This window comes from Curtobacterium sp. MCSS17_008 (assembly GCF_003234185.1).
Lineage (GTDB): Bacteria > Actinomycetota > Actinomycetes > Actinomycetales > Microbacteriaceae > Curtobacterium.
Map to the genome: position 1 here is coordinate 241,389 of NZ_QKSM01000004.1, position 25,348 is coordinate 266,736.

General features: G+C 70.5%; 22 protein-coding genes, 1 tRNA gene and 1 pseudogene. 23 read left to right on the top strand and 1 reads right to left on the bottom strand.

What is annotated here, in order from left to right:
* The first annotated feature begins 76 nt into the window (after positions 1-76).
* From DEJ23_RS06805 to DEJ23_RS06835, 8 genes and pseudogenes are all read left to right on the top strand, one after another.
* Positions 77-1,318, top strand: a complete 1,242-nt coding sequence (locus tag DEJ23_RS06805) for a molybdopterin molybdotransferase MoeA (RefSeq protein WP_111239566.1) — start codon at positions 77-79, stop codon at positions 1,316-1,318.
* Positions 1,315-1,815 carry a cyclic pyranopterin monophosphate synthase MoaC gene (moaC, locus tag DEJ23_RS06810; RefSeq protein ID WP_111239515.1) on the top strand — a complete coding sequence of 167 codons (501 nt, stop codon included), beginning with the start codon at positions 1,315-1,317 and terminating at the stop codon, positions 1,813-1,815. The genes DEJ23_RS06805 and moaC overlap by 4 nt, the downstream gene beginning before the upstream one ends.
* Positions 1,812-2,324, top strand: a complete 513-nt coding sequence (locus tag DEJ23_RS15900; RefSeq protein WP_111239516.1) for a molybdenum cofactor biosynthesis protein B — start codon at positions 1,812-1,814, stop codon at positions 2,322-2,324. Before moaC ends, DEJ23_RS15900 begins: the two co-directional genes overlap by 4 nt.
* The gene (locus tag DEJ23_RS15905; protein WP_111239517.1) at positions 2,321-2,749 is read left to right on the top strand and encodes a molybdenum cofactor biosynthesis protein MoaE; all 429 of its coding nucleotides are present in this window, start codon (positions 2,321-2,323) and stop codon (positions 2,747-2,749) included. The genes DEJ23_RS15900 and DEJ23_RS15905 overlap by 4 nt, the downstream gene beginning before the upstream one ends.
* On the top strand, positions 2,746-3,396 hold the full coding sequence (locus tag DEJ23_RS06825; protein WP_111239518.1) for a hypothetical protein: 651 nt from the start codon (positions 2,746-2,748) through the stop codon (positions 3,394-3,396). Before DEJ23_RS15905 ends, DEJ23_RS06825 begins: the two co-directional genes overlap by 4 nt.
* Before the next feature lie 91 nt (positions 3,397-3,487).
* Positions 3,488-3,886, top strand: coding sequence for a PLD nuclease N-terminal domain-containing protein (locus DEJ23_RS06830; protein ID WP_111239519.1), 399 nt, complete (start codon positions 3,488-3,490; stop codon positions 3,884-3,886).
* A gap of 85 nt (positions 3,887-3,971) precedes the next feature.
* Positions 3,972-4,413: pseudogene (locus tag DEJ23_RS16065) on the top strand (ATP-binding cassette domain-containing protein); the annotation flags it as partial.
* 23 nt (positions 4,414-4,436) lie between these two features.
* Positions 4,437-5,819: an ABC-F family ATP-binding cassette domain-containing protein gene (locus DEJ23_RS06835; protein ID WP_375342264.1), complete on the top strand. Its 1,383-nt coding sequence runs from the start codon at positions 4,437-4,439 to the stop codon at positions 5,817-5,819.
* Between the two features lie 224 nt (positions 5,820-6,043).
* Here the strand turns inward: DEJ23_RS06835 and DEJ23_RS06840 are convergent, their stop codons facing one another.
* Positions 6,044-6,538, bottom strand: a complete 495-nt coding sequence (locus DEJ23_RS06840) for a MarR family winged helix-turn-helix transcriptional regulator (RefSeq protein ID WP_111239521.1) — start codon at positions 6,536-6,538, stop codon at positions 6,044-6,046.
* An 80-nt stretch (positions 6,539-6,618) separates the two neighbouring features.
* On the opposite strand from DEJ23_RS06840, the gene DEJ23_RS06845 reads away from it, so the two are divergent.
* The 15 genes from DEJ23_RS06845 to DEJ23_RS06915 all read left to right on the top strand — a co-directional run bounded on the left by DEJ23_RS06845 (position 6,619) and on the right by DEJ23_RS06915 (position 25,312).
* Positions 6,619-6,690: transfer RNA gene (locus tag DEJ23_RS06845), tRNA-Gln, on the top strand.
* A 261-nt stretch (positions 6,691-6,951) separates the two neighbouring features.
* Positions 6,952-7,602, top strand: coding sequence for a PadR family transcriptional regulator (locus DEJ23_RS06850; protein ID WP_258375308.1), 651 nt, complete (start codon positions 6,952-6,954; stop codon positions 7,600-7,602).
* The gene (locus DEJ23_RS06855) at positions 7,599-9,362 is read left to right on the top strand and encodes a sulfatase (RefSeq protein ID WP_111239522.1); all 1,764 of its coding nucleotides are present in this window, start codon (positions 7,599-7,601) and stop codon (positions 9,360-9,362) included. The genes DEJ23_RS06850 and DEJ23_RS06855 overlap by 4 nt, the downstream gene beginning before the upstream one ends.
* Before the next feature lie 124 nt (positions 9,363-9,486).
* Entirely contained in the window at positions 9,487-10,839 is a 1,353-nt protein-coding gene (locus DEJ23_RS06860; RefSeq protein WP_111239523.1) for an MFS transporter, read from the top strand.
* Positions 10,836-12,578, top strand: coding sequence for a sulfatase (locus tag DEJ23_RS06865; RefSeq protein WP_111239524.1), 1,743 nt, complete (start codon positions 10,836-10,838; stop codon positions 12,576-12,578). The genes DEJ23_RS06860 and DEJ23_RS06865 overlap by 4 nt, the downstream gene beginning before the upstream one ends.
* Positions 12,579-12,871: 293 nt before the next feature.
* Positions 12,872-14,284, top strand: a complete 1,413-nt coding sequence (locus tag DEJ23_RS06870; protein WP_111239525.1) for an MFS transporter — start codon at positions 12,872-12,874, stop codon at positions 14,282-14,284.
* Between the two features lie 3 nt (positions 14,285-14,287).
* Entirely contained in the window at positions 14,288-15,334 is a 1,047-nt protein-coding gene (locus tag DEJ23_RS06875; RefSeq protein WP_111239526.1) for a LacI family DNA-binding transcriptional regulator, read from the top strand.
* 23 nt (positions 15,335-15,357) lie between these two features.
* Entirely contained in the window at positions 15,358-16,866 is a 1,509-nt protein-coding gene (locus DEJ23_RS06880) for a sulfatase (protein WP_111239527.1), read from the top strand.
* Positions 16,867-16,881: 15 nt separating this feature from the next.
* Positions 16,882-17,298 (top strand): TetR family transcriptional regulator, encoded by a 417-nt coding sequence (locus DEJ23_RS06885; RefSeq protein WP_111239528.1) that lies wholly within the window; start codon positions 16,882-16,884, stop codon positions 17,296-17,298.
* Positions 17,299-17,455: 157 nt separating this feature from the next.
* Positions 17,456-18,058 carry a TetR/AcrR family transcriptional regulator gene (locus DEJ23_RS06890; protein WP_181429159.1) on the top strand — a complete coding sequence of 201 codons (603 nt, stop codon included), beginning with the start codon at positions 17,456-17,458 and terminating at the stop codon, positions 18,056-18,058.
* 66 nt (positions 18,059-18,124) lie between these two features.
* The gene (locus tag DEJ23_RS06895) at positions 18,125-19,897 is read left to right on the top strand and encodes a sulfatase (RefSeq protein ID WP_111239530.1); all 1,773 of its coding nucleotides are present in this window, start codon (positions 18,125-18,127) and stop codon (positions 19,895-19,897) included.
* A gap of 51 nt (positions 19,898-19,948) precedes the next feature.
* Positions 19,949-21,301 carry an MFS transporter gene (locus DEJ23_RS06900; protein WP_111239531.1) on the top strand — a complete coding sequence of 451 codons (1,353 nt, stop codon included), beginning with the start codon at positions 19,949-19,951 and terminating at the stop codon, positions 21,299-21,301.
* Positions 21,302-21,440: 139 nt separating this feature from the next.
* On the top strand, positions 21,441-22,439 hold the full coding sequence (locus DEJ23_RS06905; RefSeq protein WP_111239532.1) for a LacI family DNA-binding transcriptional regulator: 999 nt from the start codon (positions 21,441-21,443) through the stop codon (positions 22,437-22,439).
* A 140-nt stretch (positions 22,440-22,579) separates the two neighbouring features.
* Entirely contained in the window at positions 22,580-23,941 is a 1,362-nt protein-coding gene (locus DEJ23_RS06910) for a sulfatase (RefSeq protein ID WP_181429160.1), read from the top strand.
* A 9-nt stretch (positions 23,942-23,950) separates the two neighbouring features.
* Positions 23,951-25,312, top strand: coding sequence for a sugar porter family MFS transporter (locus DEJ23_RS06915; protein WP_111239534.1), 1,362 nt, complete (start codon positions 23,951-23,953; stop codon positions 25,310-25,312).
* The last annotated feature ends 36 nt before the right edge of the window (positions 25,313-25,348 follow it).

Genomic DNA, 25,348 nt, shown 5'->3' on the forward strand with positions numbered 1-25,348 from the left:
GCGCCCTGGATACGCTACTGAGGCCCCTCCGGCAGCGACCGGGAACGGGGCGTCCCCACGAGGTTCGGAGGCATCCGTGCGCACGATCGGTCAGCACCGCGACGAGGTCGCCGCGCTCCTCGCGCCCGTGCTCGCCGGACGGGCGGAGGAGACCCTCCCGCTCGACGCGCTGGCGGACGGTGCCGGTGCCGGCCGCGGGTACCGGGTGCTCGCCCGGGCGGTGGCTGCCCCCGTCCCGCTGCCCGTGTTCGACAACAGCCAGATGGACGGGTTCGCCGTGCGGTCGACCGAGGCCGGCCGTGCCGTCCGCGTGGTCGACCCGATCCCCGCCGGTGCCGTACCGGTGCCGCTCGAGCCCGGCACGACTGCGCCGATCATGACCGGGGCCCGTATCCCCGAGGGCGCCGATGCCGTCGTGCCGGTCGAGGCGACACCGCCCGGTGCGTTCCCCGCGGCGCTGGGGCTCGACGGGCTGACCGTCCCCGCCGGGACGACCGCCGGAGCGTTCGTCCGCCGGATCGGCACCGACGTCGCCGTCGGCGCCGAGCTCGCCCCGGCCGGAGCCCCGGTGACCTCGGCGCTCCTCGGTGCCCTGGCGTCGGCAGGTGTCGGCGAGGTGTCCGTGGTCCGCCCGGTCCGGGTGCTCGTCGTGTCCACCGGCAGCGAACTCGCCGACGACGCTGCAGGCGACGGGCTGGACGGTGCGGGTGCGGTGATCCGCGACGCGAACGGTGTCGCGCTCCGTGCGGCCCTGGCCGAGGTCGGTGCGGTCGCCCGCGGTGTGCGGCTCAGCGATGCCCCGGACGCGTTCCTGCCGGGTCTCGAGTCGGCCGTCGGCGACGGGGTCGACCTGGTCCTGACCACCGGTGGGATCAGCGCCGGGGCGTACGAGGTCGTGCGGCAGGTGCTCGAGCCCCGCGGACTCGCCGTCACCCCGGTCGCGATGCAGCCCGGGGGGCCCCAGGCCCTCGGTCTCGTCGACCTGGCCGGTCGGCGGGTGCCGGTCGTGGCGTTCCCCGGCAACCCCGTGTCCGCTCTCGTGTCGTTCGAGGTGTTCCTGCGCCCGGTGCTCGCCGCCGTGGTCGGCGCACCGGACCGCCCGACCGCCGAGCTGCCGGCAGCCGAATCGACGAGCTCGCCCGTCGGCAAGCACCAGCTCCGCCGCGGTCGGGTCGCCGAGGGGCGCGTGCACTTCGTGGGCGGGCCGAGCTCGCACCTGCTCGGGCACCTCGCGGCCGCCACCCACCTCGTCCACGTCCCCCTCGGCACCGACACCGTCGAACCGGGAGACCCGCTGACCGTCTGGAGCCTCCGATGACCGACGACCACCAGAACGGTGCGCGTGACGCCGAGCTCTCGCACGTCCGCGCCGACGGCACCGCACACATGGTCGACGTCTCGGACAAGGACGTCACCGCCCGATCCGCCACGGCCACGGCCACGCTGGTGACCCGCACCGACGTGGTGGAGCGGATCCTCGACGGGTCGCTGCCCAAGGGCGAGGTGATCGGCACCGCCCGGATCGCGGCGCTCATGGCGGTCAAGAAGACGTCGGACCTGGTGCCGCTCTGCCACCCGCTGCCCATCGCCGGGGTCGAGGTGGACATCACCGGCGACGACGACCGCGTGCGGATCGAGGTCTCCGTCCGCACGACCTCGCGCACGGGCGTCGAGATGGAGGCCCTGACCGGTGCGAGCGTGGCGGCGCTGACCGTGTACGACATGGTGAAGGCCGTCGACCGCACGGCCGTGATCACCGATGTCCGGGTGCTCGAGAAGCACGGCGGGCGTTCGGGGGACTGGAGCAACCGATGACGTCCGAACCCACCAGGGGCCGCGCCGGCGTGGTGGTCGTCTCCACGCAGGCCTCGACCGACCCGACGCTCGACCGCACCGGGCCGGTCATCGCCGCGTGGCTGCGCGAGCGCGGGTTCGGCGTCGCCGAGCCGACGATCGTGCCGGACGGCGGCCCCATCGCCGAGACGGTGTCCGCCGAGCTCCTCGCCGATGCGGAGGTCGTGGTCACCACGGGCGGGACGGGCGTGACCCCGACCGACCGCACGCCCGAGGCCGTCGCACCCCTGATCGACCTCGAACTGCCGGGCATCACCGAGGAGATCCGCCGCCGCGGACTCGCCGGTGCTGGGCCGACCGCGCTGCTGACCCGCGGGGTCGCGGGCATCGCCGGTGGCCGGACCGTCGTGGTGACCCTGCCCGGGTCGCGCGGCGGTGTCGCCGACGGGCTCGCGGTGCTGGACGGCGTGCTCGACCACGTGCTCGCCCAGCTGCACGGCGAGGGGCACGCGCCTCGGAGTGCCTCGTGAGCGGCGACCGCGTCGTCGTGGCCGACGTGGTGGACCGGGTGATCACGGTCGACGAGGTCTCCGGCGCCGTCACGACCGACCGCGACGGTGCCGTCGTGACCTTCGCCGGGGTCGTCCGCGATCACGACGAGGGCAAGGGGGTCACAGCACTCGACTACGAACGGCACCCGAGCGCCGGTGACGTCATCGCCGAGGTCGCCCGCTCGGTCGCCGCCGACCATCCCGAGGTCCGCATCGCGGTGCTGCACCGCGTCGGTGCGCTCGGCATCGGGGACGTGGCGCTCGCCGCAGCCGTCTCGTCGCCGCACCGGGCCGAGGCGTTCGCCGCCTGCGCCGCACTGATCGACCTGGTCAAGGAGCGCACGCCGATCTGGAAGCGCCAGGAGTTCACCGACGGCACCGACGAGTGGGTCGCCGCGCTGTGACGGCCGAGGGGACGGCAGCCGGACACCGGTGGGCACTCGCACAGGAGCGCGCGGAGGCCGTCCTCGCGGTGGCCGAGTCCACCGACCGCCAGCGATCGATGGGCGCGGTCGCCTGGGTGCTCGGCGGGTCCGCGGCTGCCGTCGCCGTCCTGGTCGCACTGGGACTCACGTTGCCGCCCGAGGCGCCTGCGAGGTGGGCGGTGTCCGTCAGTGTCGCCGTCGGTGCGGTCGTCCTCCTGATCGTGCAGGTCGTCCGAGGGGCCGTGGCCCGTCGCCGCGACGGGCTGGCGCCAGCACCGGTGGTCGCGCTGCTGCAGACACGCGAGCGGCACGCGGTCCGGCAGGCGTTCCACGGCCGTCGCGCCGTCCCGGACGACCGTCGTGTGGTCGTGGACGCCGCGGCCGTGCAGGCAGCGTCGGGAGCGGAACTGGGTTCGTTGTGCGTCACAGCGGTGCTCTGGGCGAGTGCCGCTGCCGCCGGTGGCACACTCTGGCCGATGTACGTCGCGCTCGCCCTGGTGAACACCGCGGCCATCGTCGTTCCCGCTCTGGACACGCTGGCGGCGCGACGCTGGTTGTCGCAGCACCCGGCCGCGGGCGAGCAGGCCGGCGACGTCGAGACGGTGCGCCCCGACGTGGGCTCCTGAACGGACCCGCAGGAGACCGACGCGCGATCGTGACCGCGCCACCCGATCAGGGCATGGTCCGGCGCTCGGCCGATCCATAGACTCCGGAACCATGAGCGTTCTGCTGTACGGCGCGGGGATCGTGCTGCTCGTCTTCGCCCTGATCGACATCGTCACCCGGGGCGAGGACCAGGTCCGCGGACTCCCGAAGTTCGCGTGGATCCTCATCTGCATCTTCCTGCCCCTGGTCGGCAGCATCGTGTGGTTCGCCGTCGGGCACGACTGGAGCGCGAACGACCGGAACCACGGCCGCTACATCGAGCCGAACCGCCACGAGGACCGGTACGCCAGCCTCGGTCACGCCCGCGCGGCGCACGGCGACAAGCGCGTCACCGGTACCGAGCAGGAGCTCGCTGAGCTCGAGCGCGAGATCGAGTACTGGGAGGCCCAGGCCCGCCTCCGACGTGCCAAGGAGGCGGCTGGCGAGGGCGAGCCGACCCCGGGGAGCTGAGCCGCGCCTCCAGACCGGTGCGGTCCGACCACGCTCCCGCGCCGCCTACCCTTGTCGGGTGGCTCATCTCCTCGGCGCCGAGAACGTGCATCTCGAGTTCCCCACCCGTGTCGTCTTCGACCGGGTCACCCTCGGCCTCGACGAGGGCGACCGCATCGGCGTCGTCGGGCGCAACGGCGACGGCAAGTCGACGCTCCTCGCACTGCTGGCCCAGCGACTCGAGCCCGACGACGGTCGGGTCACCCACCGTCGCGGCCTGACGGTCGGGTACCTCGACCAGCGCGACGTCCTGCCGGCGGGGGCGACCGTCGGCAGCATCGTCGTCGGCGAACTCGCGGAGCACGAGTGGGCGGGCGACCCGAAGATCCGCGACATCATCGGCGGGCTCGTCTCCGACATCCCGTGGGACGCCGTCGTCGACGACCTCTCCGGAGGGCAGCGCCGCCGCATCGCGCTCGCGAAGCTGCTCGTCGGCGACTGGGACGTGCTGTTCCTCGACGAGCCGACAAACCACCTCGACGTCGAGGGCATCCAGTGGCTCGCCGACCACATCAATCGTCGCTGGTCGGCGAACCAGGGCGGCATGGTCGTCGTCACGCACGACCGGTGGTTCCTCGATGCGGTCTCGACCGACACGTGGGAGGTCCACGACGGCATCGTCGAGCCCTTCGAAGGCGGCTACGCGGCGTACATCCTGCAGCGCGTCGAGCGTGACCGGCAGGCCGCGGCGAGCGAGCAGCGGCGGCAGAACCTCGCCCGCAAGGAGCTCGCGTGGCTCCGTCGCGGCGCCCCGGCCCGCACGAGCAAGCCGAAGTTCCGCATCGACGCCGCGAACGCCCTGATCGACGACGTCCCGCCGATCCGCGACACCGTGGCGCTGTCGCAGATGGCGACCGCACGCCTCGGCAAGGACGTGGTCGACCTGCTCGACGTCGGCGTGTCCTTCGGCGACGACGTGATCCTGCGCGACGTCGAGTGGCGGATCGCGCCGGGGGAGCGCACGGGGATCCTCGGTCCGAACGGTGCCGGCAAGTCGACGCTCCTCAACCTGGTCGCCGGCAAGCTCCAGCCGACCACCGGACGTGTCAAGACCGGCAAGACGGTGCAGATCGCCGTGCTCGACCAGCAGCTCGCCGACCTGCAGCAGTTCGCCGACGACCGCGTCCGCGAGGTCGTCGCCCGCAAGAAGACCTCGTACGTGGCGGACGGCAAGGAGATGACGCCGTCGCAGCTGCTCGAGCGGCTCGGCTTCACCTCGGAGCAGCTCTCGACGCCCGTCAAGGACCTGTCCGGTGGGCAGAAGCGCCGCCTGCAGCTCATGCTCATCCTGCTCGACGAGCCGAACGTGCTCATCCTCGACGAGCCCACGAACGACCTCGACACCGACATGCTCGCCGCGATGGAGGACCTGCTCGACACCTGGCCGGGCACCCTGCTCGTCGTGTCCCACGACCGGTACCTGCTCGAACGCGTCACCGACCAGCAGTACGCCGTGCTCGGCGGACACCTGCGGCACCTGCCCGGCGGGGTCGACGAGTACATGCGGCTGCGCGCGTCGGGTTCCGTCCCGCAGACCGCTGCTGCGGCTGCCGCCGCCTCGGCCGGGAGGCCCGACACGGCTCCGGCAGGCGGATCCGGCGGCAGCGGGGCCGGGTCCGGAGCCGCGGCCGGGCCGTCCGGGTCGGTCGCGTCGGCTGCGCCCTCCTTGAGCGGCGCGGATCGTCGCGCGGCGGAGAAGGAGATGTCGGCGCTCGACCGGAAGATCGCGAAGGCGGGGCAGGACCGGCAGAAGCTGCTCGACGCGTTCGCGGCGCACGACCAGTCCGACTACGAGGGGCTCGGTGCCCTGCAGACGCGGCTCGGGGCGCTCGACGCCGAGGTCGAGCAGCTCGAGGAGCGGTGGCTCGAGGTCGCGGAGCAGCTCGGGGTGTAGTCGAGCCGGGTCGCGGGTCACGGGTCACGGGTCGTCGGCTGTCCCTGGTCGTTCCGGTTCTCGCTCGTCGATCGGTTGCTCGCTCGTTGGTCGGTTGCTCGCTCGTCGGTCCGGTTGCTCGCTCGTCGATGGAGCAGAAGACGTCGGGTCCGGCTCGTGGACCCGACAGCTACTGCTCCACGAAGCGAGACGTACGGGCGCGCCTCAGGGGCGAGGCGCCGGCGTCAGTCGCCGAGGCCGAGGATGAGCCGGCGGAGCAGCCCGGAGAGCTGCGCCTGCTCGTCGTCGGACACCCCGGACAGGATCGCGCGCTCGGCACGGAGCAGGTCCGCGATCGCTGCGTCCACCGCCGCACGACCGCTCGTCGTCAGCGACACGAGGATCCCCCGACCGTCTCGGGGGTCGGTGCGTCGGCTGACGAGCCCGCGCGCCGCGAGCCGGTCGACCCGGTTCGTCATCGTGCCACTCGACACGAGGGTCTGCTGCAGCAGCGACTTCGGGCTGAGCTCGTACGGCTCGCCCGCCCGCCGCAGCGCCGACAGCACGTCGAACTCCCACGGCTCGACGTCGCTCGCGTCGAACGCCGCCCGTCGTGCGCGGTCGAGGTGCCGGGCGAGCCGGTCGACGCGGGACAGGACCTCGAGCGGTCCGAAGTCGAGGTCGCCGCGCTCCCGACCCCACGCCGCGACGATCCGGTCGACCTCGTCCTGCTGCGGCATCCCTCCATCTTGGCCGAAGCCGTGGCGCGCGGCCAACGTCCGGGCCGTGGGAGGATGGACGCGCACCTGCTCGGGTGCGTTCCGCCTTGGTGTAACGGCAGCACGACGGCCTTTGGTGCCGTGAGGTCCGGGTTCGAATCCTGGAGGCGGAGCCGAGCCGACCCCTGATCGCTGCTGACGAGCGTCGGGACGGTGATCGTCGTCACGCCGCCGTCGGTCAGGGCGCAAGCGTCGTCGGGGTCGATCCGCTGTCCGTCCGAACGAACGCCTCCTGCGCCTCCGCCGGGGTCAGGACGGCACTGTGCCCACCGCGCCAAGTGCAGGCGCATCGACATGAGCGTTGACACGAGCATTCGCATTGTGTCATCCTCTCCACGCCCGACCATGTGACTTGTGTCATCCGGTCGGTGGGCGTGACGACGGCCGTCGCGTCCGAGGAAGGCGACGCGATGAAGCTCGAGAGCATCCTGCTGGGTGTCCTGGCTCGGCACCCGATGACCGGGTACGACCTGAAGAAGTACCTCGACACCCACGGACGGTTCGTCCGCTCGAACACCCAGATGAGCCAGGTCTACCGGTCGCTCTCCGCCATGGAGGACCGTGGCTGGGTCACCCACGCGGTCGAGGTCCGTCCGGGGGCCACCGACGCGAAGACCTACCGGGTCACGGACGAGGGCATCACGGTCTTCCTCGACTGGCTGACCAGCCCGTACCAACCGCCGACCCGCTTCCAGGACCCGGACTTCGCGGCCCGGCTCGCGTTCGCCGGCTTCATGCGCCGCGAGGAGCTGCTCCGCCTGGTCGACGTCGAGCTGGAGACCCGTCGCGACGAGGTGGCCCGGTACCGCTACCGTGACCGCCGCGAGTCCATCGAGACCTCGGCCCCCTTCGACGTCGAGCTCGCCGACTTCGTGGGCGAGTGGGCGCACGACACCGGTGCCGCCGCCATGGACGCGCACATCGCCTCGCTCGAGCGTCTGCGCGCCGCGGTCCTCGACGCACCGGAGGGTGCCGATGCGGCGGACCTCCGCGCACACCTCGGCACCGGGGAGGCGACCCGGTGAAGGCGATCATGGTCATGTTCGACAGCCTCAACCGTCACATGCTGTCGACGTACAAGGACACCGTCGTCGACGCGCCGAACTTCGCGCGGCTCGCGGAGCGCGCGGTCACGTTCGATGCGTTCTACGCCGGCTCGATGCCGTGCATGCCAGCCCGCCGCGAACTCCACACCGGCCGGCACAACTTCCTGCACCGCTCGTGGGGCCCGCTCGAGCCGTTCGATGACTCGATGCCGCAGATGCTGCGGGACGCGGGTGTCCACACGCACCTGGCGTCTGACCACCCGCACTACTGGGAGGACGGCGGCGCGACCTACCACACGCGCTACACGACCTGGGAGTTCTTCCGCGGGCAGGAGGGCGACCCCTGGAAGGGCGTCGTCGCACCGGGGAGCGCCGTCGGGGGAGCGGCCGGCATGAAACGGCAGGACCAGGTCAACCGGTCCTACATGCCGACCGAGGCCGAGCACACCCAGACCCGCACCGTCGACGCCGGGATCGAGTTCATCGACACGAACGCCGCGGCGGACGACTGGTTCCTGCAGCTCGAGCTCTTCGACCCGCACGAGCCGTTCTTCACGCACCAGCTCTACAAGGACAAGTACCCGCACGACTACGACGGTCCCGAATTCGACTGGCCCGGCTACCAGAAGGTCACCGAGCCGGAACAGCAGGTCGAGCACGCACGCCTGGAGTACGCGGCGCTGGTGTCGATGTGCGACAAGTCGCTCGGCCGGGTCCTCGACGCGATGGACGAGCACGGCCTGTGGGAGGACACGATGCTCATCGTGAACACCGACCACGGCTTCCTGCTCGGCGAGCACGGCTGGTGGGCGAAGTCGGTGCAGCCCTGGTTCAACGAGCTCGTGCACCTGCCGATGTTCATGTGGGACCCGCGGAACGCCGCGCGCGACACCCGTCGCGGCGACCTCGCACAGACGATCGACATCGCGCCGACCCTGCTGCGCTGGTTCGGGCAGGAGCCGACGGCCGACATGCAGGGTCACGACCTCGCGCTGCCGACGGCCGATGCGACGCACGCCGGGCACGACGGGGCGCTGTTCGGCATCCACGGCGGCCACGTCAACGTCACCGACGGCCGGTACGTGTACATGCGTGGCGCCGTCGACCGGTCGAACGCCCCGCTCGAGGAGTACACGCTCATGCCGACCCACATGCGGTCGCGCTTCGCGGTGTCCGAGCTCACCGAGTGGGAGCCGTCCGAACCGCTGCCCTTCACGAAGGGCATCCGCACGATGCGCATGCCGGCGACGCCGACCTGGATGAACCCGTGGCAGCACGGCACGCTGCTGTTCGACCTCGAGACCGACCCCGAGCAGGAGCAGCCGCTCCGTGACGACGACGTCGAACTGCGGATGCTGCGGCTGCTGGCGAAGCGGATGCACGAGTCCGACGCGCCCCGGAGCCAGTTCGACCGCCTCGGCATCCCGTTCGACGGCGAACCCACCACGGCCCACCTGCTCGTCGCGGAGCAGGCCGGCCGGGCCGCCGAGGTCGGCGAGCCGCTGCCGCGCCTCGAGGACCTGCCCGCCCAGGACCTCCTCACGATGCCGCTCCTGGAGCTGCTGCAGGTCGACGGCGTCCGCGCCGTCGTCGAGCGGCACCTGCCCGGGCTCGTGTCGACCGAGCTCGTCTCCGTCCCGTCGCAGGCCACGCTCCTCGGCCTCGCCTCGCTCGCCGTCGTGACCGCGGAGCAGCTCCGCGCACTCGCGACGGAGCTCGCCGGTCAGCCGGTCGCCTGACCGGCGCACGACACCCACCCACAACTTCACCGGACGGGAGGCGCGGCACCGACCCGCACCGCGCCTCCCGTCCGTCTCCTCACCCGACCCCACTGCCACCTGGCAACGACGACAGGAACCCACCATGAGCAGCACCCGGACCACACCGCCGACGGCGACGGAGGCCGTCGCCACGCAGAAAGCGGGCCGCGTCCCGCACCGTTGGCGCAACCTCGTCACCATCACCGGAGCGGAGGTGGTCGACAACACCGAGGCGGGCCTGCTCTCGACGCTCTTCCCGTCGATCGCAGCGGCGCTGAAGCTCGACAACGGGCACCTCGGCCTGCTCTCCGCACTCGGCAAGTTCGCGACGATCCCGCTCGGCCCGTTCTGGGTGTGGATCGCCGACCGCTTCGGCCGCAAGCAGGCCCTCGTCGCGAACAACATCGTCGGCGCGATCCTCGGCATCATGGCGGGCACGTCGCAGGACTTCGTGCAGCTGCTCATCTGGAACACGCTGCTCGCCGGTGTGGTCGCCTGCGGGCAGCCGATCACCAACTCGGTGATCGCGGACTCGTTCGACGACCGGAGCCGTGCCAAGGCGACGGGCGTCTACTACGGCATCCTCACCGCGGTCTCGTCCTTCATCGGCCCGCTCCTCGCGCTCTTCACGGGTACGGAGGACGGCTGGCGGTACGGCATGTGGGTCATCGGCGGGATCTGCTTCCTGTCGTCGTTCCTCATCACCGCCTTCTACGTCGACCCGGGCGTCGGCGCGTCGGAGCGTCAGCTCGCCGACCTCGACCAGGCGAAGCGGTCGAACCGCGTCACCGTCGCCGGTGTCGTCTCGCTCTTCAAGGTCCCGACGTTCTCGATCATGATGCTGTCGCGCCTCCTCTCGGGCCACCTGCTCATCACCGTCTTCGGGATCCAGTTCCTCGTCACGGAGCGCGGCTTCGACAACGCGGTCGCCGCGACCGTGCTCATCCCGTTCGGGCTCGGGTACGTCCTCGTCACCTTCGCCAGCGGGCTCGCCGTCGCGTGGTTGGACAAGGTGTGGCCGTTCCGCGGCCGCGTGACGTTCAACATGGCCGCGCAGCTGCTCTTCGGACTCGCCGCGTTCTTCGGGACGCAGTTCGACTACGACAACATCGGGATCTACATGGTGTTCTGGGCGCTGTTCGGCGCGTTCCAGGGCATGAACCCGCCGGTGAACCGTCCGATCCTCATGTCCGTCGTGCTGCCGGAACTCCGCGGACAGGCGTTCGCGATCTTCCTGACCTTCTTCCAGACGATCGGCTGGGCGGTGTTCTCGCTGACCGCCGGGTACCTCGCCGACCAGCTCGGGATCGAGGGCGTGTTCTTCTGGGTGCTCTTCGTCCTCATGATGGTCAACGGCCTCGTGCTCGCCGCGCTGTACGTCACCTACCCGAAGGACGTGCGGCGCGTCACCGAGGAGCTCGACGCGCGCCGCGCCGTCGCGAAGGGCCGCGCATGAGCCCGGCGGAGTCCGCACCGCGGCGTCCGAACATCCTCTGGATCACGACGCACGACATCAACCCGCACCTCGGCGCGTACGCCGGGGTCTACCCGGGGGCCGAGTACGCGGTCACGCCGAACCTCGACCGGCTCGCCGCCGAGGGCATCCGGTTCGACAACGCGTTCGCCGCCGCTCCCATCTGCGCGCCGTCCCGGTCGGCGATCATCACCGGCCGGTTCCCGACGTCCATCGGCACCATGCACATGCGGACCAAGGCGGTCCCGCCGTCCGACGTCCGGATGTTCACCGAGTACCTCCGCGAGGCGGGGTACTACGTCACGAACAACGTGTTCACGGACTTCCAGGTGCCGACCCCGATCAGCGCGTTCGACGACTGCAGCGACACCGCGCACTGGCGGAACCGCGACGACCCGGACCAGCCGTTCTTCGCGACGTTCCACGGGATGACGACGCACGAGTCGCAGATCGCGCTCGACGACGACGCCTTCGCGTCCCGTACCGCCCGCGTCACCCCCGAGCAGCGGCACGACCCCGCGGCGGCACCGCTGCCGCCGTACCACCCGGACACCGAGGTCTTCCGTACCGCGTGGGCGCGGTACAACGACCTCATCACCGAGATGGACCACTGGGTGGGTGACCTCCTGGCGCAGCTCGAGGAGGACGGGCTCGCCGAGGACACGATCGTCGTGTTCTGGAGCGACCACGGGCTCGGCATGCCGCGCGCCAAGCGGTGGACGAACGACTCCGGTCTCCACGAACCGCTCATCGTGCGGTGGCCGGGGAAGATCGCGCCGGGTTCGACGACGGACACGCTCGTGCACCTGATGGACCTCGCGCCGAGCATGTTGGCCGCCGCCGGTGTCCCGGTGCCGTCGCAGATGGACGCGGTCCCGTTCCTGACGGCCGACGGCACCGTCGTCGAGGACACGAACGAGTACGTCTTCGCCGGGCGGGACCGGCAGGGTGAGGTCGAGGACACGAGCCGCTCGGTCCGGGACCGGCGGTACCGGTACATCCGGCACTACCACCCGGACCGGTCCCCGATGCAGCACTCCGACTACCCCGACCACCTGCCGACGTGGGGCGAGTTCCGGCGGCTGGTCACCCAGGAGACCGGGCAGCGCGCGCGGGGGCTCCGCCGCTCCTTGCTGACCCCGGTGCAGCGGCAGGTGGTGGCGACCACCAAGCCCGCCGCCGAGCTCTACGACCTGCAGGAGGACCCGTACGAGGAACGGAACCTCGCGGCCGACCCTGCGTACGCCGACGTCGTCGCCCGCATGTCCGACGCGATCGACCGGTGGCAGGACCGGTACGGCGACCTCGGCCTGCTGGACGAGGACGACCTGCTCGAGCGGTGGCGACCGGGGGGAGAGTGGCAGACCACACCGACGCCCGCCGTCTCCCTGTCGCCTGACGGTGCCGTCCGTGTCGACGGCCCGACCGACGCGAGCCTGGTCTGGACGGCCGACCCGCCGGCACACGAGCAGGACGGCGTCGGCGTCGCGTCGATGGGGTCTCCCGGGCCCGCGATCGGCGCACCACCGCAGGACGGCCGCCGGTGGCGGCTGGTCTGCCCCGCGACGCCGGTGCCGTCCGACGTCGAGGTCTGGGTCCGCGCCGTGCGGTTGGGGTACCTGCCGAGCGAGGACGTGGTCCGCACACCCGACCCCGCCCGGGCCGCGACGTCCCGGCAGGTCGCTGACCACGACCAGGACGGAGCACGCCACCGTGGCTGAGTCCCCGGTGGAACCCGCCCGTGCCTGCTGCGCGCCGACCGGCCGGTCGGCCTTCGCCGCCGGTGCCCGTGTCCCGGTGGTGCCCGTGGGGTCCGCCGTCGTGCGGGAGCCCGGCGGTAACGGGACGGAGCAGTCGTCGGTGCCGGCCAGGACTACCCGCTGACGGCGGCGTCGGTGCGGTCGTCCGAACCGCCGAGTACGCGGCGGCAAAACAGATCGAGTTTCGGTTTCTGCTTCCGTTCAAACGTTTGAACTGGTTACGGTGCCGGTCCACCATCTCAACGAGGAGAACGATGACCTACACCAGCGCGACGGAATCCATCGAGGCCGTCCGTCCGTTCACGTGGCGGGATCGAGTCGGGTACCTCTTCGGTGACCTCGGCAACGACTCCGTCTTCATCTTCGCGTCCAGCTACCTGCTCGTCTTCTACACGAACGTCCTCGGCCTCAACGCCGCACACGTCGGGACCCTGTTCCTCGTGATCCGGTTCCTCGACGCCTTCACCGACGTCGGTTGGGGCCGGTTCCTCGACCGCCACGTCCCGTCGGCTGCCGGTCGGTTCCGCCCGTGGATCATCCGTGGCGCGGTCCCCCTCGTCGTGATGAGCGCGCTCCTGTACGTCCCGTTCGTCGCCGACTGGGCGTACGCCGCCAAGCTCGGGTGGGCGGCCGTCACCTACGTGCTCTGGGGATCCGTCTTCTACACGGTCGTGAACATCTCGTACGGTTCGCTCGCATCCGTCATGACCCAGGAACCGACCGAGCGCGCCTCGCTCTCGGTGTTCCGCGGCGTCGGAGCCAACGTCGCGGGCGTGCTCGTCGCCCTGCTCCCGCCGTTGTTCCTCTACGCGACCGTCGACGGTGTCTCCCAGGTGCTTCCGTCGGCGTTCTTCGCGACGGGCATCGTGTTCGCGGTCGCCGCGCTCCTCTTCTACGTCGCGTGCTACTCCCTGGTGCGCGAGCGCGTCCGGGCGATCCCGGGACGTGAGAAGCCCGGGTTCGCGAAGCTCGTCGGTTCCCTCGCGGGCAACCGGGCGCTGTTGTCCCTGATGTCCGCGAACCTCGTCCTGATCCTGTCCTCGCTGCTCACCGGTTCGGTCGGCGCGTACCTGTGGTTGAACTACTTCAACAACGGTGCCCTCTCGGGTGTTGCCGCTCTCGCGAACGTGCTCCCCGCGCTCATCGCAGCACCGTTCGCCGCTCGGCTCGGTCGTCGGTTCGGCAAGAAGGAGATGCTCGTCGTACTGCTGTTCGGCAGCGCAGCGATCTACATCCTGCTCTTCGTGCTCGGTGTGTCGTCGCCGTGGGTGTTCATCGCCCTGAGCGTCATCGCCGGGTTCGGCGTGGGGACGTTCAACCTGCTGGTCTGGGCGATCATCGGTGACGTCATCGACCACGAAGAGGTCCGCTCCGGCCAGCGCGACGACGGGACGGTCTACGCGATCAACACCTGGGCGCGGAAGCTCGGCCTCGCGCTCGCCGGCGGCCTCGGCGGCTACACACTCGCGATCATCGGCTACCAGTCGGGTTCTGCCACCCAGAGTGCGGGCACCATCGACGGCATCTACACGATCGCCACGATCGTGCCCGGCGTGCTCTACGCCGTCGTCGCGGTCATCCTGCTCTTCTGGTATCCGCTCGGTCGCCGTGTGGTCGAGGACAACAGCGGCGAACTCGAACGCCGTCGATCGGTCATGGTCTCGTAGCCCATGGCCCGCCCGACCCTCAAGGACATCGCGACCCGCGCCGGTGTGTCCATCTCGACCGTCTCGTACGCGCTGAACGACCAGAGCACGCTGCCGCTGGCCGCGAGCACCCGAGCGAAGATCCGCGCGCTCGCCCGGGAACTCGGGTACGTCCCGAACGGTGTCGCGCGTTCGTTGCAAGCGCGCTCGAGCCGCACCATCGGGGTCCTGCTCAACAAACCGCTGACGACGCCCCGCTACGCCGCCATCGCACAGGGTCTCAGCGAGGGACTCGCCGCGCAGGGCTACCACCCCGCACTGCTCGACGGCGCGTCCGCCGAGCGGTGCGTGGAGGATGCTCGCGGTGGACGTCTCGAGGGACTCGTCTTCATCGGCCACGACGACCACGAGGTGCCCTGTGCACTGGCCGAGCAGGTCAGCGACCACCACATCCCGTTCGTCGCGCTCGATTGCGGCCCGGCTGCGGCGCCCCACGCCTGGTCGAGCGTCGATTTCGACTACCGCACCGGCGCCGAGCAGGTGATCGCACACCTCGCTGCCACCGGTGTCGAGCGCATCGTGCACGTGCGGCCGGACGTGCGATCCCGCGCCGACCGCATCCGCAACGAGACCATCTCCCGGGCCTGCGCCGCGCTGGGCATCGCCGTGGGGACGATCTCGACCGGGATCGACGACTCCGTGCTCACACGTCTCGATCGGCACCCCGAGGAGAGTGGGAACTACGCCTCGGACGTCAGGACCCGCCTGGACACCGAGGCGGCGCTCCTCGACACGAGACCCTCGGCCAGCGCGATCGTCTGCTCCTGGGGAGCGGACGTCGAGCCGGTCTACCACTGGGCCGACCGCCGCGGCACGGGCCTCCGCGTGGCGGCGCTCGCCGCCGGCGTCCTCGACCCCGGAGTCTGGCGCGACCTCATCTACAGCCGTCTGCCGCTCGAGGATGCCGGCCGCGTCTGCGCTGACCGGATCGTCGAGGTCAGCACAGCGCGCGGCGCTCCTCGGCAGACGCTCCTCACCCCGACCCTCGACATCGGCTCCGGCCGGCACTGACCACCACACAGCGAAGGAACAGGATGTCCAAGACGAACATCATCTTCATCATGTCCGACGACCATGCGGCACATGCGATCTCGGCCTACGGCAGCCGGGTCAACCGGACTCCACACCTCGACCGCATCGCGGAGCAGGGCATGCGGATGGACGCCGTGTACTGCACGAACTCCATCTGCAGTCCCTCTCGCGCATCGATCCTCACCGGCACCTACAGCCACGTGAACGGCGTGTCCTCGATCTGGACCGAGATGGACTACCGGGTCCCGACGTTCGTGGAGGTCCTGCACGGAGCCGGGTACAAGACCGCGATGTTCGGCAAGTGGCACCTCGGTGAGCACGGCGTCTCCGCGCCGCGCGGCTTCGACGCCTGGAAGGTGTTCCCCGGTCAGGGTGACTACGTCGACCCCGAGATGATCGACGAGCACGGCACCGCGGTGGTCGAGGGGTACGCCACCGACATCGTCACCGACCTCTCCATCGACTGGCTCGACAGCCTGGGGGAGGAGGAACCGTTCTGCATGATGGTGCACCACAAGGCACCGCACCGCCCGTGGGTCCCCGACGAGAAGCACGCCCACCTCTACGCCGACGGCTCGATCCCCGAGCCGGAGACGTTCTTCGACGACAACGAGAGCCGCAGCAAGGCGGTCCGTGGTGTCCACATGACCATCGCCGATGACATGGGGGCCGACGACCTCAAGACCGAGGTGCCCGAGGAGCTCCGCGGCCCGGAGAACCGCGAAGCCCGGATGCGCTGGAAGTACCAGATCTACATGCGTGACTACCTGCAGTGCATCCAGTCGATCGACGACAACGTCGGACGACTGCTCGACCACCTCGAGGAGCGCGGGCTGGCCGAGGACACCCTCGTCGTCTACACCTCGGACCAGGGCTTCTTCCTCGGCGACCACGGCTGGTTCGACAAGCGGCTCATGTACGACCAGTCCCTGCAGATGCCGATGCTGATGCGATGGCCGGCCGCGATCGAGCCGGGCACCCGCTCCGAGGCGATCATCACGAACGTCGACTTCGCGGCCACGTTCCTCGACGTCTGTGGCATCGACGCGGCTGGAGCACTGCCGACGTCGCAGGGGCGGAGCTTCCTCCCGCTGCTCAAGGGTGAAGAGATCGCCGACTGGCCCGACGCGATGTACTACCGGTACTGGGAGCACGACGACCCGATCCACGCGGCACCCGCGCACTACGGCATCCGCACCGACTCGTACAAACTCCTCTACTTCTACGGTGCCGGGCTCGGCGTCCCCGGAGCATCGGAGGCGGAGTTCGAGCCGGAGTGGGAGCTCTACGACCTGAAGAGCGACCCCGAGGAGATGCGGAACGTCGCCGACGACCCGGCTTACGCCGACGTCAGGGTCGACCTCGAACGCAAGCTCGCCGAGTACCAGCGGCACTACCGTGACGAGCCCTACCGCGGCCCGGACACCCCGCGCCCGGATTGGGGACCGTACGACGAGGAGCTCTTCGCGCGCGTGCAGGAGTACGTGGCGGGGATCCGTTCGAGCAGTTGACGGAGCGCTGACGAGATGGAACGGAGACCGTCCGTCCGCGGACCGTACGCCCGCAGTGCGGGCACGCGGGCGCGAGCGTTGCGGGCAGCGAGACGGGCGGTGGCGGACCCCGGTGCGTCGACGACCCTCCGGGCGCTGGCGGCGGCCGCGGGCCTGACGGACAGTGGGCTCCTGCACCACTTCGGCAGCCGCGACGGTCTCCTCGTCGCAACCGCTGCCGCAGACCGTCGGGCGGACACCGACGACGACGCTGCGGAGGCCTCGCTCCTCCGGGAGCTCGTCAGGATCGCGTGTGACCGGACGAGCCCAGCCCGATCCGAGGCGCTCGACGTGCTCGCCCGTGAGCGGGCAGGGGGCGGTCGGGAGCGACTCGGTGTGATCCTCGACCGGGCGCTCCGGGCATCAGGACGGCGCGATCCGGAGGAACGCTGACTGCTGCAGGACAGGCAGCGCAGCTGGTGCCCTCCGATCGACGCGGCTGCTGATCCGCGGTGAGCGATCCGTCCGGCGAGCCCGTCTCGCGTCCAGCGGGAGACGGTCCACGTGGCGTTGGACCTCGTCGGCGTCGTGACTGGCTATGGTTACCCGGATGAGTGCAGACGGCAGACCGACCCGTCCACGCGGTGAGCAACGCCGCCGGCAGATCCTCGACGTGGCGCTCAGGCTCTTTGCCGAGCGGGGGTTCACCAACGTGAGCGTGGCGGAGGTCGCCAGCGAGGTGGGCATCACCACGGCCGGGCTCCTGCACCACTTCGGGACGAAGAACGCCCTCCTCATCGCCGTGCTGCAGGAGCGGGAGGCACGCAACCAGGAGATCGACCAACGGCTCGGTTCCGAGGGCAAGGACTGGTTGGAGACGTTCGTGGCGCGTCTGGCGCAGAACGAGGAGCATCCCGCGCTGATGCAGTTGTTCGCGCTCCTCTCAGCTGAGAGCATCGCGGACCAGCACCCCGCCCACGAGTGGTTCGTCGAGCGTTACCGGAGCCTCGCCGAGGTCGCTGCTCGTGAGATGACGGCGCTGCTCGACCCGGAGAAGCTGCCGGACGGGGTCACGGCGACGACCGTGAGTCAGTGGCTCGTCGGCCTCGCCGACGGACTCCGGTTGCAGCAGCTCCTCAACCCGGGCTCGGTCGACCGGCACGAGTCCGTACGGGCCTTCGTGTCGATGCTCGCTCCGTACCGCCGGGAGTGAGCGCACCGCAAACCTCGTGCTGGCCGAAGTTGACTTACTAAGCACTTAGTAGGTTAGAGTCGCGGCATGCGAGCCGTGATGGTGCTGTTCGACAGCCTCAACCGAAAGTTCCTCCCGCCCTACGGTGCGGACTGGGTGCATGCGCCGAACTTCGAGCGCCTCGCGCGCCACACCGTGCGGTTCGAGAACTGCTACGCGGGCAGCATGCCGTGCATGCCCGCGCGCCGGGAACTGCACACCGGCCGTCCGAACTTCCTGCACCGCTCGTGGGGACCCCTCGAGCCGTTCGACGACTCGGTCCCCGAGATGCTCTCCGGCGCGGGCGTCTACACCCACCTCGTCACCGATCACCCGCACTACTGGGAGGACGGCGGCGCCACCTACCACAACCGGTTCGACACCTACGAGTTCTTCCGCGGCCAGGAGGGCGACGCCTGGAAGGGACACGTCGCCGACCCCGACGTGCCCGAGGCGACCCGCCGCATCCGCCACGGGCTCTGGCGGCAGGACCTCGTCAACCGGCAGTACCTCCAGGACGAGGCGGACCACCCGCAGACCCTGACGGTCGACGCGGGGCTGGAGTTCATGGCGACGAACCAGGACGAGGACTCCTGGATGGTGCAGATCGAGTGCTTCGACCCGCACGAGCCGTACTTCTCCCACAAGGAGTACCGCCGCCACTACGCCACGCTCGACCAAGCCGGGACGCCGAACAGTGACTGGCCGGACTACAAGCGGGTCGAGGAGGCGCCGGAAGCCATCGAGCGCACCCGCGAGGAGTACGCGGCCCTGTTGAGCATGTGCGACGCCTCCCTCGGTCGGATCCTCGACCGGTTCGACGAGGAAGGACTGTGGGAGGACACGCTGCTCATGGTGTGCACCGACCACGGCTTCCTGCTCGGCGAGCACGGCTGGTGGGGGAAGAACATCCAGCCCTGGTACGACGAGAACATCCACACGCCACTGTTCCTCTGGGACCCGGTGTCCCGGGCGGCAGGCACGACGAGCGACGCGCTCGTGCAGACGATCGACCTCGGGCCGACGCTGCTCGACCTGTTCGGCGTCGCACCGACCGAGCGCATGCAGGGTCGGTCGGTCCTCCCGCTGATCCGGAGCGCCGGGCCGGGGCGCGACAGTGCGATGTTCGGTTCGTTCGGCGGGCACGTGAACGTCACCGACGGCCGGTACGTGTACATGCGTGCCGCCGCCGGCGAGCAGAACGCGCCGCTGTACGAGCACACGTTGATGCCGACGCACATGAACTCGCGGTTCACGCCGGAGGAGCTCCGGGACGCGGAACTCGTGCCACCGTTCGAGTTCACACAGGGCGTCCCGCTGCTCCGTGTGCCGGGTACGGCGTTCGGGGATCCCTCGTCCTTCGGCACCGTGCTGTTCGACCTCGAGACGGATCCGGAGCAGGAGCACCCGCTGCTGGACGACGCGGTCGAGCTGCGGATGATCGGGCTCCTGCTCGACGCCATGCGCGCCAACGAAGCGCCTGCGACGCAGTTCGCGCGCCTGGGACTGCCGCAGTCCGGACCAGCCGATGCGCGTCATCTACTCGCACGCGCGCAGCACGACCGCTACCTCGCGGCGCTCGAGCCGATCCCGTCGGCGGACGACTTCCCGACGGACCGGCCGAGCGTCCGCACCCCCATCACCGCCCTGCTCGAGCGCCCGGCGACGCGCGCGGTACTCGAGGGTGCCCTCGGCCCGGTCGTGGAGCAGCTCGCCGCGCAGACGGGATCGTCGACCCTGCTCGACCTCGCCCCGTTCACCCCGGCGCTCCGCGCGGCGGCACTGCGCCGTATCGACGACGCACTCGCGTCAGCCGCGTGACCAGCACCATCGCCACCCCGGCAACGCCAGGCATCTCAACGAGGAGTACCCATGTCCCAGCAACCCCCGATCACCGCCCCTGAAGCGTCCGGGTCGAACAGCGTCATCGTCCCCAAGCGGTGGCGGCGGCTCGCCGCGGTCGTCGCGCCGTTGTGGGCCGACAACAATGAAGCGAGCATCCTCAGCACCCTCGCACCGGTCATCATCGCTGCGATCTCGCTCCCGCTCGCGGCCGTCGGTGTCCTGACGTCGATCGCGAAGTTCGTCAGCATCGTCTTCGGGCCGATCTGGGCCTTCGTGGCCCGCAAGACGAACCGGAAGATGACGTTCGTCGTCGCGACCGCGATGACCGGCATCCTGACGGCCCTGACCGGGCTGTCACAGGACTACACCCACATCATCATCTTCTACGGCCTGTCCGCAGTGTTCATCGCGGCCGCGCTGCCGATCGTCAGCGAGATCACGACCGACCTGTTCGACGAGAAGAGCCGCGGGCGGGCGTCCGGCTACACCTGGGGTGCGATCTCCCTGCTCGGGTCGATCGCCGGTCCGCTCATCGGGCAGCTCGCGAACGTCGAGGACGGTTGGCGGTACGGCTTCTTCATCTGGGGCGCGCTGACCTTCGTCACCGCACTCGTCCTGCTGTTCTTCTTCAAGGACCCGGGCCTGGGCGCGAGCGAACCGACCACCAGCATGATGACGGCCGAGCAGCGTGCCGAGAACGAGCGCATCACCGGCGCCAAGCTCCGGCAGATGTTCGCCATCCCGACCTTCACCCTCATGCTCATCCAGCGCCTGATCTCGGGCCACCTGCTCATCGCGTCGTTCGGCATCGTGTTCCTCGTGCAGGAGTACGGCTTCAACACCGCCGTGGCGGCGATCGTCACCCTGCCCTTCGGTATCGGCTACGTCGTGGGCACGTTCGGCGGTGGCCTCGTCACCGACGCACTGCAGCGTCGCTTCCCCCGCGCGGGACGGATCGGGGTCCTCCAGTTCGCCCAGCTCGGCTTCGGTGTCGTCGCCCTCGTCGCCACCCAGTTCGACTGGGGCACCATCTGGGTCTTCGCCGGCTTCTGGGCCGTCATGGGGTTCATGCAGGGACTGAACCCGGGTGTCAACCGGCCGATCGTCGCGGCGGTCGTCCCGCCGGAGCTGCGCGGCGCGGCGTTCGCACTCATGCTGTCGGTCTTCGAGGGACTCGCCTACGCCCTGTTCAACCTGGTCGCCGGTCTCCTCGCAGAAGCGATCGGCCTCAAGCAGGTCATGTTCTGGATCCCCGGCATCCTCATGCTCGTCAACGCCGCGTTCGTCACGCTGCTCTACCGCACCTACCCGCGCGACGTCGAGCGGCTCGAGTCGCTGCTGCTCGCCCGGACCGACTCGGTGCCCACCACCACTCGCTGACGATCGACCTGGAGGACGCCATCGCGAACGGGGGCGCGGGGGACCTGCTCCAGCGAGCGATCGTCAGCGCGACCGGCGATGCGGCGACTGGGTTCCTCGCTGCCCGTGTCATCACGAGCCGGTTCGCTACGATCCGACCATGCCCCGCGTGACACTCGCCGACGTCGCCCGTCATGCAGGTGTCTCGAGGGCCGCGGCCTCGCTCGTCGTCCGGGGCGAGGGGCGGCTCAGTGATGCGACCCGTGATCGGGTCCGTGCATCGATGCGAGAGCTGGGCTACGTGTACCACCGGGGAGCCGCGGCCCTGCGGATGCAGAGCACCTCCACGTTCGGGCTCATCGTGACCGACCTCACCAACCCGTTCTTCGCGGAGATGACCGTCGGGTTCGAGGAACGGCTCGGGCGTGACGACGTCCTCGCGTTCGTGACGAACACGTTCGACCGCCCTGCTCGCCAGGACGCGCTCGTCCGCAGCATGGTGGAGCGGGGTGTCGACGCGCTCGTCGTCGTGCCCGTCCAGACCGAATCCGGCTCCGTGCCGATCGACGCCGGTGGGCTCCCCGTGCTCGCGGTGACGCGACGCCCGCAGCCCGGGACGGCCTACCTCGGCCCGGACGACCGGGCGGGCGGACGCCTCGCGGCGCGTCACCTCATCGATCACGGCCACCGGCGGCTGGTCTACCTCGGGGGACCGCGTCACGGTTCCGCTCGCCAGGAACGCATCGCGTCGGTCCGCGCGGAGCTCGCGGGCGCGGGCGGTTCCCTCGTCGCCGATCTCGAGGGTCGGACGTCCGTCGAGACCGGGCAGGACGCCGGTCGCCGGCTCCTGGAGAGCGGTACCGCCTTCGACGCGGTGATCTGCCACAGCGACGAGATCGCGTTCGGGTTCGCTGCCGCCTTGCGGGCAGCCGGCCGCGCCCCGTCCAGCGTGCCGATGATCGGGTTCGACGGACTCGCCGTCGGTTCGGTGATGGACCCGCCCCTGACGAGCGTGTCCGTCGGTCCGGGGCGTCTCGGTGCGCACGCGGTCGACGTGCTCACGGCGCTCCGGGCTGGAGCTGAGCCGGCCGTGGAGCTGCTGCAGCCACAGCTGCTGCTGCGGTCCTCCTGCGGGTGTTCCGGGGGGATCCGCTCCTGACTCGATCCGACGGATCTCCCGTCGGGCTTCCCCTCCGCCTCCTCATCGGCTAGGTTGTGCTAGATCGATCTACTGGATCGATCCATCACGCTCGATCCCCCCTTCGAGCGCATCGCCGACGTCGTCGAGAGGACCCGATCGTGGCAGCAGTCCGAGGAACCCGACCAGACATCGTGCTCGTGCACGGCCACGACCTGGGCCGGTGGCTCACCGTCTACGGCATGCCGTCCGTCCCGAGCCCGCAGATCCAGGCATTCGCCGACCGGAGCGTCGTGTTCGACAACGCGCACGCCGCCGCACCCCTGTGCTCGCCGGCCCGGGCGTCGCTGTTCACCGGCCTGGTGCCGCACCGGCACGGCGTGCAGGGTCTCGCGCACCACCAGTGGCGCTACCGCCACGGGGTCCTCACGGCGCCGGAACACCTCCGCCCGCTCGGCTACCGGTCCACCCTCATCGGCCTGCAGCACGAGAACGCCGACTCCTCGGTGCTCGGGTTCGACGAGGTGGGCGGCGTCGGGTTCCTGCCCCGCGCACACCAGGTCGTCGACGCCTCGTCGGCGTGGCTCGACAGCGTGACGCCGCGATCCGAGCGCGAGCCGCTGTTCCTGACGGTCGGGGTGTGGGAAGTGCACCGCCCGTGGCCCGCCGAGGACTACACGCCCGCCGATCCCGCCGAGGTGCACGTTCCGGACTACCTCCCGGACAACGCCGACACCCGCGAGGACATCGCCGCCTTCCACGGGTCGATCGCACAGTTCGACGACGCGATGGGGGCGCTGTTCCGCCGGATCGACGAGGCACTCGACCCCGCGACGACGATGATCGTGTTCACCACGGACCACGGCGCTGCCTTCCCCCGAGCCAAGAGCACCCTCTACGACGCCGGTACCGGTGTCGCGTTCATCGTCCGACCGCCGACGTCGTGGGGCGTTGCGCCGGGCCGCCGTCAGCAGCTCGTCAGCCATCTGGACATCGTCCCGACCCTGCTCGAGCTCGCGGGTGGCGACGTCGACGCCGGACTCGAGGGCGAGAGCCTGCTCCCGGTGCTCACCGAGGGTGCCGAGGACGACGCCCGTGCGCTCGTGACGGTGAAGAGCCACCACGACGCCTACGACCCGATGCGTGCCGTCCGCACCCGTGAGTACGCGTACATCCGCAACTTCGCCGCGGGCCCGAAGCTGACCCTGTCGCTCGACCTCGAGAACAGTCCGACCAGGCGGGGCATGGGCGACGCGCACCTCGAACCCCGCCCGCGCGAGGAGCTGTACGACCGCCGCACCGATCCGGACGAGACCACGAACGTCGCCGACCGCCCCGAGTACGGCGCGGTGCTCGCGGCCTTCGCGGACACGCTCGACCACTGGATGGACGACACCGACGACCCGGTCCGCCGTGACGAGGTCGAGGTACCCGTCCACCGTGACCGCGAGGTCGACGCGCTGCCTGCCGTCGCCCCGGTCGCAGCACCCCACCCCACCATCTCCCTGACCGGAACGAACTGAGGCCCCACTGTGACCACCACGTCTGCGACGAAGCAGCGCACCCCCTGGCTCATCTACACGTTCGGCGCCCTCGCCGAACTCCTCTTCGGCTACGACACCGGCATCATCGGCGTCGCCATGCTGTCGATCCACGGCGAGTTCGACCTCACCCCGGCCGAGCAGGGCTTCGTCGTGAGTTCCCTGCTGCTCGGCGCCGCCATCGGCGTCGGGACCGCGGGGCGGCTCGCCGACCGGCTCGGACGGAAGCCGGTCATCCTCATCACGGGCATCGTCTTCGCCGTCGGCGGCCTGGTCGCGGCGCTCGCACCCACCGTCGCCGTCCTCGTCCTCGCCCGCCTCGTCATGGGCCTCGGCGTCGGAGCATCGGCGGTCGTGGTCTCCGTGTACCTCGTCGAGATCGCGCCCACGCGGCACCGCGGCAAGATCGGCTCGCTCGGTCAGCTCGCCGTGGTCACGGGCGTCCTCGTCGCCTACCTCGTCGGCTACGCCCTCCAGCCCTCCGGAGACTGGCGGCTCATGCTGGGTCTCTCCGTCGCGCCGGCGCTCGTCCTCGTGATCGGACTCGCGCTCATGCCCGAGACGCCCCGGTGGCTCGTCGCCCACGGGCGGTCCGACGACGCCCGCTCCTCCCTCGGCCGCCTCGGCCGACCGGACACGGCGAGCATCGAGGTCGCCGACCTCGAGCGGGCGCACGCCGCGGAGACGCGCTCCGGGCTCACCGCCACCGAGGTGGTCCGCCGGATGTTCGCCCCGCAGATCCGCGCCCGCACCTGGGCCGCGATCGGGCTGGCCGTCCTCGTGCAGTTCGTCGGCACCAACTCGATCCTCTACTTCGCGCCCACCACCCTCGTGCACGCCGGGTTCGGCGAGACCGCTGCAGTGACCGCCAACCTGTCCGTCGGGGTCGCCAACGTCCTGTTCACGCTCCTCGGCATGGCCCTGGTCGACCGGATCCCCCGTCGTCGGCTCCTCACGATCGGCACCATCGGGATGGTCGTCGCGATGGGAGCACTGTCGATCTACACCGCCGTCGAACCGGAACCGTCGCCGACCGGCGCCTGGGTCACGCTCGTGAGCATGATCGTCTTCCTCTCGTCGTTCGCCCTCTCCTGGGGTGTATGCGTGCGCGTCGTCGTCTCCGAGTTGTTCCCGTCCGCGATCCGCGGCACCGCCGCCGGCCTCGTGTTGGTGCTGAACTGGCTCGCGAACTTCGTCGTCGGGCAGACCTTCCCGACACTCCTGGCGTTCAGCGGTGCACTGAGCTTCGCGATCTTCGCCGTCGTGGGCGTCCTGGCGCTCGTCTTCATCGGCAAGGTGCTGCCGGAGACCGGCGGCGGCCGAAGCCTCGAAGAGGTCGAGGCGCGGGCATGACCCAGCGGCGGCGAGGCCCTGCCGCAGCATCGTCGC

Bases quoted from the DNA above. Each gene is read 5' to 3' on its own strand.
- DEJ23_RS06890 (WP_181429159.1), top strand. From the start codon at position 17,456: ATGAGTGCAGACGGCAGACCGACCCGTCCACGCGGTGAGCAACGCCGC.
- DEJ23_RS06875 (WP_111239526.1), top strand. From the start codon at position 14,288: ATGGCCCGCCCGACCCTCAAGGACATCGCGACCCGCGCCGGTGTGTCC.
- DEJ23_RS06830 (WP_111239519.1), top strand. From the start codon at position 3,488: ATGAGCGTTCTGCTGTACGGCGCGGGGATCGTGCTGCTCGTCTTCGCC.
- DEJ23_RS06885 (WP_111239528.1), top strand. From the start codon at position 16,882: ATGGAACGGAGACCGTCCGTCCGCGGACCGTACGCCCGCAGTGCGGGC.
- DEJ23_RS06860 (WP_111239523.1), top strand. From the start codon at position 9,487: ATGAGCAGCACCCGGACCACACCGCCGACGGCGACGGAGGCCGTCGCC.
- DEJ23_RS06895 (WP_111239530.1), top strand. From the start codon at position 18,125: ATGCGAGCCGTGATGGTGCTGTTCGACAGCCTCAACCGAAAGTTCCTC.
- DEJ23_RS06840 (WP_111239521.1), bottom strand. From the start codon at position 6,538: ATGCCGCAGCAGGACGAGGTCGACCGGATCGTCGCGGCGTGGGGTCGG.
- DEJ23_RS06870 (WP_111239525.1), top strand. From the start codon at position 12,872: ATGACCTACACCAGCGCGACGGAATCCATCGAGGCCGTCCGTCCGTTC.
- DEJ23_RS06880 (WP_111239527.1), top strand. From the start codon at position 15,358: ATGTCCAAGACGAACATCATCTTCATCATGTCCGACGACCATGCGGCA.
- DEJ23_RS15900 (WP_111239516.1), top strand. From the start codon at position 1,812: ATGACGTCCGAACCCACCAGGGGCCGCGCCGGCGTGGTGGTCGTCTCC.
- DEJ23_RS06905 (WP_111239532.1), top strand. From the start codon at position 21,441: ATGCCCCGCGTGACACTCGCCGACGTCGCCCGTCATGCAGGTGTCTCG.
- DEJ23_RS06900 (WP_111239531.1), top strand. From the start codon at position 19,949: ATGTCCCAGCAACCCCCGATCACCGCCCCTGAAGCGTCCGGGTCGAAC.
- moaC (WP_111239515.1), top strand. From the start codon at position 1,315: ATGACCGACGACCACCAGAACGGTGCGCGTGACGCCGAGCTCTCGCAC.
- DEJ23_RS06865 (WP_111239524.1), top strand. From the start codon at position 10,836: ATGAGCCCGGCGGAGTCCGCACCGCGGCGTCCGAACATCCTCTGGATC.